Source organism: Enterococcus sp. 12C11_DIV0727, assembly GCF_002148425.2.
Taxonomy (GTDB): Bacteria; Bacillota; Bacilli; order Lactobacillales; family Enterococcaceae; genus Enterococcus_L; species Enterococcus_L lemimoniae.
This window is the reverse complement of sequence record NZ_CP147248.1, coordinates 3509706-3524570: the sequence shown is the minus strand read 5'-3', so window position 1 is coordinate 3524570 and position 14865 is coordinate 3509706. Positions and strand designations below refer to the sequence as shown.

The 14865-nt window shown below is 36.5% G+C and carries 12 protein-coding genes and 2 pseudogenes; 1 reads left to right on the top strand and 13 read right to left on the bottom strand.

What is annotated here, in order from left to right:
- Positions 1–142 precede the first annotated feature (142 nt).
- The 4 genes from galU to hprK form a co-directional block, all read right to left on the bottom strand.
- Positions 143–1039, bottom strand: coding sequence for a UTP--glucose-1-phosphate uridylyltransferase GalU (galU, locus tag A5866_RS16820; protein WP_086281124.1), 897 nt, complete (start codon positions 1037–1039; stop codon positions 143–145).
- Positions 1040–1060: 21 nt separating this feature from the next.
- Positions 1061–2077, bottom strand: coding sequence for an NAD(P)H-dependent glycerol-3-phosphate dehydrogenase (locus A5866_RS16815; RefSeq protein ID WP_086444760.1), 1017 nt, complete (start codon positions 2075–2077; stop codon positions 1061–1063).
- A gap of 428 nt (positions 2078–2505) precedes the next feature.
- Positions 2506–3336, bottom strand: coding sequence for a prolipoprotein diacylglyceryl transferase (lgt, locus tag A5866_RS16810; protein ID WP_086444761.1), 831 nt, complete (start codon positions 3334–3336; stop codon positions 2506–2508).
- Positions 3337–3705: 369 nt separating this feature from the next.
- Positions 3706–4644, bottom strand: coding sequence for an HPr(Ser) kinase/phosphatase (hprK, locus tag A5866_RS16805; RefSeq protein ID WP_086281111.1), 939 nt, complete (start codon positions 4642–4644; stop codon positions 3706–3708).
- A gap of 202 nt (positions 4645–4846) precedes the next feature.
- Here hprK and A5866_RS16800 point away from each other — a divergent pair, with 202 nt between their 5' ends.
- Positions 4847–5815, top strand: a complete 969-nt coding sequence (locus A5866_RS16800) for a GIY-YIG nuclease family protein (RefSeq protein ID WP_086444762.1) — start codon at positions 4847–4849, stop codon at positions 5813–5815.
- Positions 5816–5860: 45 nt separating this feature from the next.
- Here A5866_RS16800 and A5866_RS16795 read toward each other — a convergent pair whose 3' ends face one another.
- From A5866_RS16795 to phoU, 9 genes and pseudogenes are all read right to left on the bottom strand, one after another.
- Positions 5861–6220, bottom strand: a complete 360-nt coding sequence (locus tag A5866_RS16795; RefSeq protein WP_086281106.1) for a phage holin family protein — start codon at positions 6218–6220, stop codon at positions 5861–5863.
- Positions 6220–6537, bottom strand: coding sequence for a PspC domain-containing protein (locus A5866_RS16790; protein ID WP_086281432.1), 318 nt, complete (start codon positions 6535–6537; stop codon positions 6220–6222). The genes A5866_RS16795 and A5866_RS16790 overlap by 1 nt, the downstream gene beginning before the upstream one ends.
- A 151-nt stretch (positions 6538–6688) precedes the next feature.
- The gene (gene liaX / locus A5866_RS16785; RefSeq protein ID WP_086444763.1) at positions 6689–8290 is read right to left on the bottom strand and encodes a daptomycin-sensing surface protein LiaX; all 1602 of its coding nucleotides are present in this window, start codon (positions 8288–8290) and stop codon (positions 6689–6691) included.
- Positions 8291–8573: 283 nt separating this feature from the next.
- Positions 8574–9874, bottom strand: a pseudogene (locus A5866_RS16780) (pyrimidine-nucleoside phosphorylase).
- Positions 9875–9907: 33 nt separating this feature from the next.
- A complete protein-coding gene (deoC, locus tag A5866_RS16775; RefSeq protein ID WP_086444764.1) occupies positions 9908–10579 on the bottom strand; it encodes a deoxyribose-phosphate aldolase in 672 nt (223 codons plus the stop codon).
- 108 nt (positions 10580–10687) lie between these two features.
- Positions 10688–11626, bottom strand: a complete 939-nt coding sequence (locus A5866_RS16770) for a sugar-binding transcriptional regulator (RefSeq protein WP_086445534.1) — start codon at positions 11624–11626, stop codon at positions 10688–10690.
- A 70-nt stretch (positions 11627–11696) separates the two neighbouring features.
- Entirely contained in the window at positions 11697–12458 is a 762-nt protein-coding gene (locus A5866_RS16765; protein ID WP_086444765.1) for a tyrosine-protein phosphatase, read from the bottom strand.
- A 15-nt stretch (positions 12459–12473) separates the two neighbouring features.
- A pseudogene (gene uhpT / locus A5866_RS16760) lies at positions 12474–13727 on the bottom strand (hexose-6-phosphate:phosphate antiporter).
- Between the two features lie 459 nt (positions 13728–14186).
- On the bottom strand, positions 14187–14858 hold the full coding sequence (phoU, locus tag A5866_RS16755; RefSeq protein WP_086281095.1) for a phosphate signaling complex protein PhoU: 672 nt from the start codon (positions 14856–14858) through the stop codon (positions 14187–14189).
- Between the last annotated feature and the right edge of the window lie 7 nt (positions 14859–14865).

Here is a 14865-nt window from a genome sequence, read left to right as displayed (position 1 = left end):
CTCTTTTTCACAAATTATTCAGTTGGCTTTGTTATTTTAATTATAACAATTTATAGTATAGGTCTCCATATTGATTTAATAAAAAAAGACAGAACATATTTGTTCTGCCTTCAACTGAAAAAAATCTAGAAACAACTTCTAATTATTTTTCTTTTGGTGCATCTTCTTTTGCTAATTCAGCACCCAATTCAATGATATAGTCACGTAGATTGTCTTTCACTTCTGGATGGACTAAGCCATATTCAATACTTGTTTTCATAAAGCCAAATTTATCCCCTACATCATAACGTTTACCAGTAAACTCTCTAGCAAATACACGTTGTGTTTTGTTCAAGGTATCAATGGCATCGGTTAATTGAATTTCACCACCAGCGCCTGGTTTTTGCGATTCTAATACATGGAAAATTTCTGGTGTTAACAAATAACGACCGATAATCGCTAGATCACTTGGTGCTTCTTCAGGTGTTGGTTTCTCAACAAAATTATTGACGTTGTATAATCCTTTAGAAACTTCAGCTTCTGGATTAATAATGCCATATTTTGATGTTTCTTCATGAGGCACTTTCATAACTGCAATCGTCGAGGCATGTGTTTCATCATAATCGTTCATTAATTGTTTTGATAATGGAATTTTATCTTCCATGATATCATCGCCTAGCATAACCACAAAAGGTTCGTTTCCTACAAAAGCTTTTGCTTGTAAGACAGCATGTCCCAAGCCTTTTGGATGAGACTGGCGAATAAAATGCAGATTAACATCCGTTGTTTCTTCTACTAATTTTAGTAAGTCTGTTTTATTTTTTTCGCGAAGATTACTTTCTAATTCAAAATTTGCATCAAAATGATCTTCGATTGGACGTTTTGCTTTTCCTGTAACGATCAAAATATCTTCAATTCCTGATGCTAACGCTTCTTCAACGATAAACTGAATCGTTGGTTTATCTACGATTGGCAGCATCTCTTTTGCCATCGCTTTTGTTGCTGGTAAAAACCTTGTTCCCAGACCAGCTGCTGGAATCACCGCTTTTTTTACTTTCATGCCAATTGGCCTCCTCAAAAATTATATGGAAAATTCATTCTCCATTTTACCGTCACGCAACATGATCTCTTTTGCTGCTTGTTTGACATCTTGACCTTCATATAATACGTTATAAATTGCTGTCGTAATCGGCATATCGACATTTAATTGTTGAGATAACTCATAGGCTGCTTTAGTTGTCGAAACTCCTTCAACAATCATCCCCATATTCTCAAGAACTTCGTCCAAATTATGGCCTTTGCCAAGCAAATTCCCTGCACGCCAATTACGTGAATGAACACTAGTACATGTAACGATTAAGTCACCAACTCCGCTTAGACCAATAAAAGTCAAAGGATTAGCCCCCATAGCTACACCTAAACGGCTGATTTCAGCTAAACCACGTGTCATGATCGCAGCTTTTGCATCATCTCCAAAACCTAAACCATGAATCGCTCCAGCACCTAACGCAATGATATTTTTCAAAGCCGCTCCCGTTTCAACACCAATAACATCGTCATTCGTATAAATTCTAAAATAATCATTCATAAACAGACGTTGAACATATGTCGCTACCTCTAAATCCTCACTTGCGGCAGTAATCGTCGTAATATCATGAACTGCTACTTCCTCTGCATGACTTGGTCCAGATAAAACAACTACGCCGCGCCTTTTTTCTGATGGAATCTCTTCCATCAAAATTTCAGATATCCGTTTATGACTCCCTTGCTCCAACCCTTTACTGGCGTGGATGATCAATGGCTGATTTTGGCATTTTGCTTTAAATTCTTGTGCAACCGTTCGAATCGCTTTAGTCGGAACAACGAACAAAACTGCATCTGCATCAGCAATACACTCTTCCAACGACATTTTCCCTTGAATCGATTCTGGAATTACTAAATCGGGAAGATAATGCCGATTCGTATGGTGAGTATTGATTTCATCAATTTGTGCTTTATTATGCCCCCATATCCGAACCTCATGCCCATTTTCTGCTAAAACTTGAGCCAATGCAGTTCCCCATGAACCGGGACCTAAAACAGCAACTTTTTGTTTCATTGGTGAAAAACTCCTTTCAAAATAGAAAAGCTGAACGAATCGTTTAACTCTGACTGAAAATTAGGAATCTGCACAGGGAACGCTTTTTGTTCCATGTAAAGATTATCTATTTTCCGAAGAGCTGATTCGGTGAAGATAGATCATAGAAAAGCTGAACGAACTTGCCCAGCTCTGACAGAAAGATAGGAAAAATTGATTGAGTCGCTTTTTGACTCCTTCAATTTTTATCTTCTTTCCGAAGAGCTAGTTCGTAATGCTAGATCATAGAAAAGCTGAACGAATCATTTCGCTCTGACTGAAGAATATCAATTTCTCGAAAATCTAGATCGTCACTTTATATCCCCTTTAAATAAACAGACTAAATTACTAATTGTATAACTTTCATACCCACTTAATAGTTTAACATAGCTAGACCATAATGGGCAGTTCTAATCGGCTTTTTTTACTGTTCCTTTTTCACGGTTGTAAAATGGTATCGAGCCTTTTTTACGACGAATAATTAAAATTGCAATTGCTCCGAAAAATAGGACCAAAGAAAACAATTGTGAGACACGAATACTGCCAAATGCATATAGACTATCTGTCCTCATCCCTTCAATAAAGAAGCGTCCGAAAGAATACCAAATGACATAACCTAAAACAACTTCGCCTTCTTTTAAGAAATCCTTCTTTTTTCTTAACAGAACCAAGACAATAAATCCCAAGACATTCCAGACAGATTCATATAAGAACGTAGGCTGATGATACGTTCCATCAATATTCATATTATCAATAATGAATTTAGGTAAATGTAGTCCTTCTAAAAATCCTCTTGTAGTGGCTGGGCCATACGCTTCATGATTCATAAAATTACCCCATCGTCCAATTGCTTGCGCTAAAATCACACTGGGTGCTGCAATATCTAGAAAGGTCCATGTTGAAATAAAGCGATGTCTAGTGAAGAAAAACAATGCCAGCCCTCCACCGATCAAACCACCATAAATTGCTAAACCACCATTTCTAGTCAAAATAATTTCAATTGGATTATCGACATAATCCTGCCACTGAAAGATCACATAATACAGACGAGCACCAATAATCGCACTTGGTAATCCCCATAACATAAAATCAATCACATCATCTTCTTTTAACCCGACGCGAACTGCTTCTCGACTACTTAGCCAAACAGCTAGTACGATCCCTGAAACAATAATAACTGCATACCAGTAAACAGATATCCCAAAAAGATTAAACGCTACTGGATTTACTTGACCTAACATTTGGCTTCCTCCTATTCTAAAAGCGGAACGGGCTCGTTCAGCTCTGACTGAAAAATAGGAAATTTTGACTGAGGTGCTTTTTGCCTCATTCAAAATTTATCTTTTTTCCGAAGAGCTAGCCCGTGCAGCTAGATAGCACATGGTAACAACGTTCCGCTTCGCTTCACCTTGTACTTTTCAACATCAGTTCTTTTCTTTCACTGTGTTTCAAAGCAAAAGCTGAAAGAGCTCGTTCAGCCTTCACAGGAAAATAGGAAAAAATAACTGTGGCGCTTTTTGCCTCATTTATTTTTTATCTTTTTCCCGAAAGGCTAGCTCTTGAAGCTAGATAACGCATGGTAACAACGTTCCGCTTCACCACACCTGATACTATTCTACACCTGAATTTTCTTCAATCAATCTAGTCAAACGTTCCTCAAAAGCCTTAGTCGCATCATAGCCCATTGTTTTCGCACGGAAATTCATTGCTGCTACTTCAATGATGATGGCTACATTTCGCCCAGTTTTCACAGGAATTCTGATCTGCGGAACATCCACATTGGCAATTTCAACCATTGCATCATCTGAACCTAAACGATCATATTTTTTGTCTTTTTCCCAAGCCTCTAAATAAACCACAAGTTGTACTTGCATAAAACCACGGACTGCACTTGCACCAAATAGATTCATGACATCAATGATTCCAATTCCACGAATTTCAATCAGATGCTGTAAAATTTTTGGTGGTTCGCCAACTACTGTCAACTCATCTTGTTGATAAACATCCACACGATCATCTGCAATCAAACGATGACCACGTTTGATCAACTCCAAGGCTGTTTCGCTTTTTCCAATACCACTATCGCCTTGAATCAAAACACCTAAACCATACACATCAACTAAAACACCATGAACGCTGGTTCTTGCAGCTAAACGGCTATCCAAGTAACTTGATAGTTCACCTAATAATCTTGAAGTTGAGATGGGTGAACGTAAGACTGCCAAACCTTTTTCTTTGGCCGCTTGAACCATTTCTTCTGGTGCTTCTAGTCCTCTTGAGATAATAAATGCTGGTGTATCTTTTTCACATAAGCGGCGCATGACCATCAAGCGTTCTTCTGGAATCATTCGTTCAGAAAAAGTAATCTCTTTACTACCAAATAACTGTAAACGGTTATGAGGATAATAATTAAAATACCCTGTCAGCTCCAGTCCAGGTCGTGAGATGTCTCCTGTTGTGATTTCTCTATTTAAACTTTCTTCATCGCCATAAACGACTTCTAAAGAAAGCTTCTCTACCAGTTGATGAATTTTTACAACTTCTTCCATATCTATCTTCCATTCCTTTCCAGTTCTCTACTCGTACCATTTTATCATTTCAGGTGGGAAGTTTCTAGCTATTAGGAAGATTGCCTCAGTTTTATTCTGAACTTAAATCTAAATCTTATTTCAACTGATGTTTGACTATCCCAAATTAGTTTGTATACTTAATTTGTATCTTATCGAAAACAGCTGTTAGGAGGTATTGCGAATGAATGATCTTTTAAAGGAACAAGCGAGAAATCTACCTTTAAATCCTGGCGTTTATTTAATGAAAGATAAACAAGGAACGATTATTTATATAGGGAAAGCCAAAAAATTACGTGATCGCGTTAGTAGTTATTTCGTTAAAAATAAACAGCACTCCAGCAAGACACGATGGATGATCCGCCAACTAGTTGATTTTGAGGTTATTGAGGTGGCGACTGAACTTGATGCCTTGTTGTTAGAATGCCGCCTTATTCAAGAGTACCGCCCCTTTTATAATCGACAAATGAATTCATTTGAAAAATATAACTATTTTGAGATCAACACAGATAATGATGAACTCTCACTCAACATTTTATCGATTCCGACTAATAAAAATTGCTTCGGCCCTTTTTCAATCAATCGGAAACTTTCTGAATTAAAACAAATTTTAGAAAACTTATATGGACTAAACCAAAATAACTATTGGCAACACTCTTTTTCTCAACAGACTACCACACCACTAGCTCAACCTGTTTCCACTATGGAACTATTAGGTGCCTTTACGCAAGACAATCAACTACCACAAAAACGTCTAGAAGCAGCCATGTTGTTAGCTGCTGAAAATCATTCATTTGAAAAAGCTCAAAAATTACGAGAAGACTGGCAATTTCTTACTCGCTTTTTTAACCAAAATAAAAAACTTGTTCTAGCCAGCCAAACGAATTGGCAGCTATTATCTATTCCAGTTGGTTCAAAAGTAAAATACTATTTACTTTATCAAGGTCTTGTTGTTCACGAGCGAATCCTGACAAAACAGACTTTTAGTAAATATACACCTAATGAACTAGCTAAAAAAAAAATACCCTCTAAAAAGCCTACAACTATTCAACAATTTTCTAAAGATCAAGTTGATTTTATCAATATTCTTTATCGTTATATTAACCATCATAAAGAATGCCACTTAGTCGCTATTGACGACCCCTTTGACTAAAAAAATAAAAGGATAAAACCCAACACATTCGTTTGGGTCTTATCCTTATTCACTATATTTATCTAAATTACGTTCACTAACGATCATATTGACCAAAGACATGATCACTGCCATTAGAATTGCTGCTCCAAAACTGGAAAAACCGAAATTCATTTCTCCAACAAAAGAAGAAGTCATCTTTAAAATTGCAGCATTCACAATAAAACTAAATAGACCAAATGTAAGCAAAGTAAAGGGAAGGGATAAAATCGTCAATACTGGTTTTACCAACATATTTAAGATAGATAAAACAAACGCTGCGATAATCGCCATCCAAATACTTCTTACATATATCATATTCGGAAAAATCACTGAGAGTGAAACAAATGTCAACGTGTTAACGATCAGACGTTGAAAGTAAGTCATTAGAAGTCACTCCAGTCATCGTCATTCACTTTTTCAGCTTGTTTTCTTTGTTTTTGCTCATTAGCATACGGATTTGCATTACGGGTATTTCGATTGTATGGATTTTGATGACCATAACCATTGTTTCTAACTCTACCAGAAGGTATCAGTACAGCCAATAAAATATATAATACAATTGGGCTGCCAATAAAGATAAAGCTGGCTACTACATAAATCACACGTACAATCGTTGGATCAATTCCTAACCATTCAGCAATTCCTGCTAGGGTTCCTGTTAGTACCACATTATTAGGAGATTTCGTCAATCGTCTTTTCATTTCTTTCACCTCACATCTCTTAGATTTTACAATAGAATGGATGAAGAATCATCCTTTTTTTCTTTTAATTTTTCTATTTGATAGTTAAGAGTAATCCTCTCAACTATCAAATAGAAATCAACACAAGTTCAAAGTATCAAGTTCTACGCATCTATTTATCTGTGTCTTTTAAATAAATGTTTCCTGTTGTTGTAGAAGCATTGATTTGCGCCATATTCTCTTCGTTCAATCGTCTAAATTGTAGTAATTGGTTGGTTCTTTCTTTCTTCTCACGAATCACTTCATAGTCACTCAAACGGCTATTAATACTCCCTAGACTTGTTTTCACTGTACCTTCAACGCCTAGTTCAGTTGGTAGCGCAATTTTCACATTCCCATTGACTGAACTTGCCTCAACTTTACGTAATGTTTTTTCTTTCGCTGTGATGCGAACATCACCATTGATCAATGAAACACCGATTGTTTGAGGAGTAGCAGCAATTGTTACTGTACCATTGACAGTTTCGATGATATTGTCTAAAATTTCACCATCTAAAACCTTGATATCACCGTTTACACCTTCGATTTCAAGCATTGTTGCATCGATTTTATTGAATGTGATTGAGCCATTCGTTGATTTAGTGTAAACATCTTTTGCTTTTAAAGATTCAACAGATACGTTTCCGTTCAATAATTTGATAGATACATGATCAAACGTCCGCTCAGGTAAATAGAAAATCAAGTCTGCACGTACACGTTTATTAGGGATTTGGAAGGAAATCACTTCGTCATCCACATCGATTTGACTTCTTTCTAAGAATGCTTCAAGTGGTGTTTCAGCATCCATTTTACCATAAAGTTTGATTTTTCCTTCTACTTTAATATCTGGTTGATCCCAAGTTTTGAATACAATATTTCCGTTTGCAACTTTAACATCGATCAAACTTGCAAGTGGTGCTGGATAATTAAACTCATGTTCAAATTTGGTTGTCGCTACACCTGGAACTCTGAAGCTTACGTCTTTCCATTCCATATTATCATTCATTGTTTCGGAAAATGAGTTAAATGTTTTTTTCAGGAATGAACCTAATTGAGAACCTGCTTCACTCATTTTTTCACCGACTTGATTGATTGTATCGGTTGCTTGATCTTTCCAATCATCTGGAATATCAAATTTTGATGTGACACGGTCTTTGGTTTCTGACCATTGTTCTTTACGAATATTTTTCAACTCTGCTTCTAAAGTAATTTTTTCTTGAATTTGTTCATCTAAAGCATCTTCTAATGATTTAATTTCAGCTTCTAATGATGCTCTAACATCTAAATCTTCATTAGTTAATTCACTTAGTTCTTCTTTAGTATTTAATTCCATTAATTTTTCTTGCGCTTCTTTAATTTCTTCTTTGACACCAGCGATTTCAGCATTAACTTCATCTAATTCTACAGATGTCCGATTCGCTTCCGTTGCTAGATCATCTAGAATTTTTTCTAAACGTTCATGATCTTGCGCTTCTTTTGCTTTGACCTCTTCGTCAGAAATTTCTGGTTCAACGATCTCAGCTTCTTTTTGATTTTCTAGCTTATTTAGTAAATCTACGACTTTATCATTTTCTTTTGTGTCAACAGTTGGATTTGTTACATTTACTTGGTCAGCAGCTTTTTTGATTTGTTTCTCATCTTTTTCTGTGGCCATGTTTTCTAATAATACTAAAGCTTCCTCTGAAGATAGGATACCTTTTTTAACTAAGTCTAATACTCTTTCTCTTTCTTTCATGGAAATTGCCTCCTTAGCAAATTTTTCACCCGAGGGTGTTTTCCTTATGTACCTATTATGCCTTCTTTTTTGTTGTTTGTCATAGGACTTAAGAATGAATTTTAGGTAGTCCTCAAGGGTAATCACTCATTTATTTTTTACATCTGTTGATTTTGACTACATTTAATAGGAAGAAAGTTAGTTTTAAATCAAAAAAGAAAAGGTTTGAGCAGCACTCTCACCGAGTCACATCCCAACCTTTTCTATATATGAAACAAGCACTTTTTATTTTTATTTTTTTAGACTAACTATGGATCTCACGATAGATTAGTTTACTCTCTGGAACTTCTGCCCCAATTCGGATATTCTCCTTGATCATCGCAGTAACGTCAGAAACGTTTTCTTGATTTGCAAAAATTGTAACTAAGCTTTCGCCTTTCTTCACTTGGCTGCCAACTTTTTTTCTTAAAATCAAGCCGACCGCCAAATCAATATCACCTTCTTTTGTTTCTCGACCTGCGCCAAGTTTCATTGCAGCTACCCCAATATTATCTGCAGCGATTTCTGAAACAACGCCATCAGAGTCAGCTACAACCTCTATTTCAAATTTAGCTTGTGGCAATAGGCTAGGATCATCCACCCATTCCGGATTACCACCCTGGTTTTTAATAAATTGTTTGAATTTAACTAAAGCCGAACCATCATTGATGACGCCTTTTAATAATTCTCTCGCTTCTATTAAGGAATCAGTCTTACCTGCTAAAACGACCATTTGGCTACCTAAAGTCATAACAAGCTCCGTTAAATCTTCTGGTCCATTGCCATGTAGTGTATCGATTGCTTCTTGGACTTCTAAAGAATTACCGATTGCATTTCCTAGCGGTTGTGACATATCAGAAATGATTGCCATCGTATTTCTCCCCACTAAATTACCGATTCTAACCATCGCAGAAGCAAGTTCAGCGGCATCTTCTTCAGTCTTCATAAAAGCACCCGCTCCCGTCTTAACATCTAAGACGATTGCATCTGCTCCAGCTGCGATTTTCTTACTCATGATCGAGCTAGCAATCAACGGGATCGAACTAACCGTTGCCGTCACATCTCTTAACGCATACAATTTTTTATCAGCTGGTGTTAAATTACCTGATTGACCAATCACTGAGATTTTATCGCGATTAACCATTTCGGTAAACTCATCATCGGTTAACTCTACATGGAATCCTGCAAAAGCCTCTAATTTATCGATCGTACCACCTGTATGACCTAAGCCGCGTCCTGACATTTTTGCAAAAGGAATATCAAGTGCGGCCACGAGTGGCGCTAAAACTAAGGTTGTCGTATCTCCGACACCACCTGTTGAATGTTTATCTACTTTGATTCCCTCAATATTGGATAAATCGATCACGTCGCCTGAGTGAACCATTGCCAATGTTAAATTTGCTCTTTCTTCATCTGACATATCTTGGAAATAAACTGCCATCAAAAAAGCACTTGCTTGGTAATCTGGAATCGTTCCGTTAGTTAAACCTTCAATAAAGAATTCGATTTCCGTTTTACTTAGCTCTTTGCCATTGCGTTTTTTTCAATGATGTCTACCATTCTCATATTCTGTACCCCACGATCTCAATTGTTTAAAATTTAATAGCCGCCTGTTGTATCGTTAATTGCTGCATCAACAATTGCAACACTTGAACTTGCACCAACTCTTGATGCACCAGCATGAATCATTGCTTTAGCATCTTCTGCTGTACGAACACCACCTGAGGCTTTAACACCAATAGTAGGGCCAACCGTTTTGCGCATTAATGCAACATCTTTGATCGTAGCTCCTCCAGTTGAAAAACCAGTGGACGTTTTAACGAAATCGGCTCCTGCTTGGACAAATAATTTTGAGGCTACTGCAATTTCTCGATCAGTTAGCAAACAGTTTTCAAGAATTACTTTAACTAATGCTTTTCCTTTCGCTACTGCAACAACTGCTTCGATGTCTTTTAACACAGTCTCTTCATCGCCTGATTTCAAGGCACCGACATTAATGACCATATCAACTTCTGTTGCACCATTTTTAATAGCATCTTCTGCTTCAAAGGCTTTGACTGCCGTTGTGTTTGCACCTAAAGGAAATCCAATCACTGTGCAAATCTCAACTGAAGTACCTGCTAGCTCTTTACTTGCTAAAGCAACCCAGTAAGGATTTACACAAACTGAAGCAAATTCATATTTTTTCGCTTCCTCGATCAACATTAATAATGCTTCCTCATTTGCTTCTGGTTTTAGTAATGTGTGGTCGATCATTTTGTTTACGTTCATTTTACTCTCCCTTTCCGAAATTCCGTTCTAAATACATGAAATTTCGTTCATGATAAGTATTTATAAAAGAGTAGCCACTATTGCCTACTCCGCTAACCAAATATAAGTTTAGTGCTTTAACAACTTCATTGCTGTAAATTTATCGATCAGCAAAACATTCGCATAGCCACCCGTTAGTGCACCATGAATCGCTTTGATTTTACGATCTCCACCAGCAATCAAAATTGATTTTTCTTTAGTCTTCAGTTCTTCAAGTTCGATACCAATTGTGCGACTATTGATCTCTGCATCACTGATTTGTCCCTCTTCATTGAAGAATCTAGAACAGATATCGCCGACTGCGTTGGCTTTGAGGGATTTTTCTTCCTGTTCGGTAAAATAACCTAACCGGAAATGCAATGATTCGCTTTGTATGGTCCCAACAGTAAATACTGCAATGTTTGCCTGTCTCCCCAACTCGATGGCTTTACTGATATGGCGATCGACTACGACCAAATCTTTGGCTTCTTTACTATCTAAAATAACCGGTAAAGGAAAAGTCCGGGCTTTTGTATTTAAAAGTTCAGCTAGTAGCGTGATTGTCTCAAATGCATAATTATTAACATCAAAATACGCAATACCGCCTTTTAGCTGGACGACCTCGACCCCTTTAACATCCAGACGATCCATCTTTGTGACAGTCTTATGCATCGTTGTGCCCCAACTGACGCCAACGATATCGCCACTTTTAATGGTATCTTCAAGATATTCAGCAGCATATGAAGTTAGATATTCTGAAATAGAATTGTAGTTTGGATCTGGTGAAAAAGCGACATGAACTTCTGCTAAACCATATTTTTCTTTTAGCTTCTTTTCAATTTCAAATAAATCGGAAAAAGGATCGAAAATTGTGATTTGAACATACCCTTTTTCTTTTGCATAATTTAAAAGTCGCGAAATCGTTGGACGTGAAACATTTAGTTTTTCAGCTATTTCTTGCTGACTAAGTGAAGATTGATAATAGAGTCTTGCGACTTCGATACTAAGCTGTTGTTTTTCTTTATCCATACTCATTGTCCGTTCCTAATTATTTAAGCCCATTATAGCAAGAACAAACAAGGAAGACAAATCACTCTTTTTAGTCAGCTAGATAGATTCTTCTTAGTTCCATTAATTTTTCCTGATCAAAGTTCAAACATTCAGCAGCATATTTTTCTGCTGTCCCAAAATTTTTCTCGATCAAATTGAAGGCATGATTTAAATAGTCTTCTTTAACATAAAGTGCCGTAGCTAATGATTCTAGTTGTTCCTCACCAAATCCCTGTTTTCTAAACTGTTGAATCAACTCATCGTTCGCTTGTTTTCTTTCTGTATTTGTAATCAAAAAATCTTTATAGATTTCTTCTTTTTCAACATCTAATAATAAAAGTAACAAGGCTGAAGCATAGCCTGTCCGATCTTTACCAGCAAAACAGTGGAAAATCGTTGATCCTGCTTTATTTGCTAAAATATACTCCATGAATTCTGTAAACCCTTCTTGAGCACCTGAGTTCAAAATTAAGTCTTCGTAAACACCTAACATATGTTTATCAACAGCTTCAATTGACTTTAACTTGGCAAAGTCAGCTAAGCTAGAATTTTTAGCATTCATTTTTCCAAGTAGGTCCAAATTGACATATTCCACATCTTCAATTGGCGTATCTGGTGATTCACTGATTTCAAAACCACGCCTAAAATCAATGATTCTTGTTAGATTGAACTGATCAACTAAAGCTGTTTGCGTCGCTTGATCTAAATTGACTAAATGACCTGAGCGTAGTAATTTATTCGCTTTGACGACTTTACCTGCTTTGTTCTTGATGCCACCTAGATCTCTAAAATTTGTAATTTGTATATTCATTTGTCTATTCCACCTTTATGCCTTTACTTGTTTTCTTCTTCGTTCTTCTGCCAATGCTACGATCCCTAATAGAATGGCGATGATCACTATTGAAATATAAAAGATGATAAATGTATCATTCCAACCATGTAAAACATGTCCAAAGAAATTCACGCCATCTTTAGAAGGATCAGAAATTTTAGCTAAAAGAATTTTAGCCATTGAATCACCAAAGAGATACGCAAAGGCGCCCAATAGTCCACCTGAAACAACCGTTGCTTTTTTAGGCACAAAGCCTAACATCGATAAATTGATCAATAACTGAGGACCAAAGACCATCATCCCCAACATAAATAATGAAGCATTGATCACAAATTCTGTTGTTCCTAATTGATACCCAATAATTCCGATCGGTAATAAAATTGTGCTGACAGTAGCAACTAAAGCTGGACGACCTTTTAATAAATCTGAAATGTATCCCCAAGCTAAACATCCAATCAAGGCACCCATTTCAAAATAGAAAATCGTTTGTGCCGCAGCTTCTTGTGAGAAGTTCAAATGTTCGGTTACATATAATGGTGCCCAGTTATCGATCCCGATTCGGACGATATAAACAAACACATTGGCCACACATAAAACCCAAATATACGGATTGGTTAAAAGATACTTTTTGAAAATCTCCCATTTTGTTAAATTTTCTGCATCTACATTTGCTTTTTCAACCGGTTCATCAAAGATTTCCTCACTTGAATTCCAGCCCAGATCTTCTGGTCTATTTTTACCGATGAAAAATGTGCCGATTGCCACCACAGCTTCTACGATCGCTGGAATAATGAACATTCCGGCAACTTGTCCTTTAAAGAATGTTGTTGCACACCAAACTGCAAAAATCCCAGCAAAACCTCCGCCAATATTATGTGAGGCATTCCATAACCCAATTTAGCGACCGCGATTACTTCTTGTTGTCCATTGTGTGATCACTGAAGCACAACTTGGCCCACCTACACATTGGAACAAGCCATTCAATGACCATAAAACAACGATCCATCCCATCGGAACATTATTCATGGTAAAAAGGATCCCCATACATAAAACAGTGATCGAAGATAATAATAACAAAATAGACAAAATTTTCTTCGTATTTTTGCCATCTACAATATAACCAACAATAAATTTACCAAACCCATAGACAATCGAAAAGACAAAACCAATATAACCTAGATCGGTCGTTGTAAGACCTAATTGACTTTTTAATAATGGCTGTGCTGCTTTAAAGTTATTACGAATCATATACATCGTGATTTAAATCACCACAACGACCAAAAACGGTTTCATAAATTCCTTGAACCATTGCTTCCTTTGCTCAGCTAAGGTCGGTCGGTTCATTTTACCAACAACTACATTCGTTTCTTCCAAATTAACTCGCCCAAAAATTTTAGTTATAATGGTTAACGCTTTCCAATATAATTGTATAATACACGAGGTCAGAACAAATGTAAAAACGTTAATGAAATTATGTTTAAAAATATTTTTTACATTAATAAATCCTTTCTGAGATGAAAATAAAAAGGGTGTGGGACAAAAGTAAAAAGCACTTTTGTTTCACACCCTAAATGCGAATAAACGGTGGGAGCAGAAGCAACCCCTTCGGAAATAAGCTGAAATTCACAAAAATTTGAAGAGCAATTTTCGTGAATTTCAGCTTATTTCTCGGGGTTAAACACTCCTGTCCCAACCTCTTTTATTACTTTATTCATCATGATTGCTATTTAACTCAGTAATTTTACCCGTTGCCAAGTAAACGATCCATTCACAAATATTCGTCACATAATCACCGATACGTTCTAGATACGTAGCAACATGGAGGTAATCCGTTCCACTGATTACAGTTTCTGGATTTGCTTGCATCGCTTTAATCGAATGGCTATAGATACTATCAAAATATTCATTTACGCGGGCATCCATTTTAGCGATCATTCGTGCATCTTTTTGGTCCGTTTTGACATAAGCAATCAATACGTTATCAACCATTTTCTTCACGTAATCAGACATATCTGAAATTTCTTTCTCGATTTCAGGAATTCTCGTTTCTCCCTTTAATCGAATCGTTGATTTAGCGATCGATACAGCGTGATCTGCCATTCTCTCTAAGTCGGAACTGGCTTTCATAACGGTGATGATCATTCTTAGATCCGTTGTGACAGGTTGTTGTAAAGCAATCATTTCAAAGCTTTTCTTTTCTAATTTTACTTCCATATCATTGATTTCTACATCATAATCGATGACTTCATTGGCAATTTTTTTATCGTGGTTAATGTAAGCTCGAACAGATTTATGAACGACATTACTTACCATCATCCCCATCTCATAAAATTGATTATGAAGATTTAATAGTTCTTCTTCAAATTGACTGCGCAACATGTGTGTT

Bases quoted from the DNA above. Each gene is read 5' to 3' on its own strand.
- galU (WP_086281124.1), bottom strand. From the start codon at position 1,039: ATGAAAGTAAAAAAAGCGGTGATTCCAGCAGCTGGTCTGGGAACAAGG.
- A5866_RS16815 (WP_086444760.1), bottom strand. From the start codon at position 2,077: ATGAAACAAAAAGTTGCTGTTTTAGGTCCCGGTTCATGGGGAACTGCA.
- lgt (WP_086444761.1), bottom strand. From the start codon at position 3,336: ATGTTAGGTCAAGTAAATCCAGTAGCGTTTAATCTTTTTGGGATATCT.
- hprK (WP_086281111.1), bottom strand. From the start codon at position 4,644: ATGGAAGAAGTTGTAAAAATTCATCAACTGGTAGAGAAGCTTTCTTTA.
- A5866_RS16800 (WP_086444762.1), top strand. From the start codon at position 4,847: ATGAATGATCTTTTAAAGGAACAAGCGAGAAATCTACCTTTAAATCCT.
- A5866_RS16795 (WP_086281106.1), bottom strand. From the start codon at position 6,220: ATGACTTACTTTCAACGTCTGATCGTTAACACGTTGACATTTGTTTCA.
- A5866_RS16790 (WP_086281432.1), bottom strand. From the start codon at position 6,537: ATGAAAAGACGATTGACGAAATCTCCTAATAATGTGGTACTAACAGGA.
- liaX (WP_086444763.1), bottom strand. From the start codon at position 8,290: ATGAAAGAAAGAGAAAGAGTATTAGACTTAGTTAAAAAAGGTATCCTA.
- deoC (WP_086444764.1), bottom strand. From the start codon at position 10,579: ATGAACGTAAACAAAATGATCGACCACACATTACTAAAACCAGAAGCA.
- A5866_RS16770 (WP_086445534.1), bottom strand. From the start codon at position 11,626: ATGGATAAAGAAAAACAACAGCTTAGTATCGAAGTCGCAAGACTCTAT.
- A5866_RS16765 (WP_086444765.1), bottom strand. From the start codon at position 12,458: ATGAATATACAAATTACAAATTTTAGAGATCTAGGTGGCATCAAGAAC.
- phoU (WP_086281095.1), bottom strand. From the start codon at position 14,858: ATGTTGCGCAGTCAATTTGAAGAAGAACTATTAAATCTTCATAATCAA.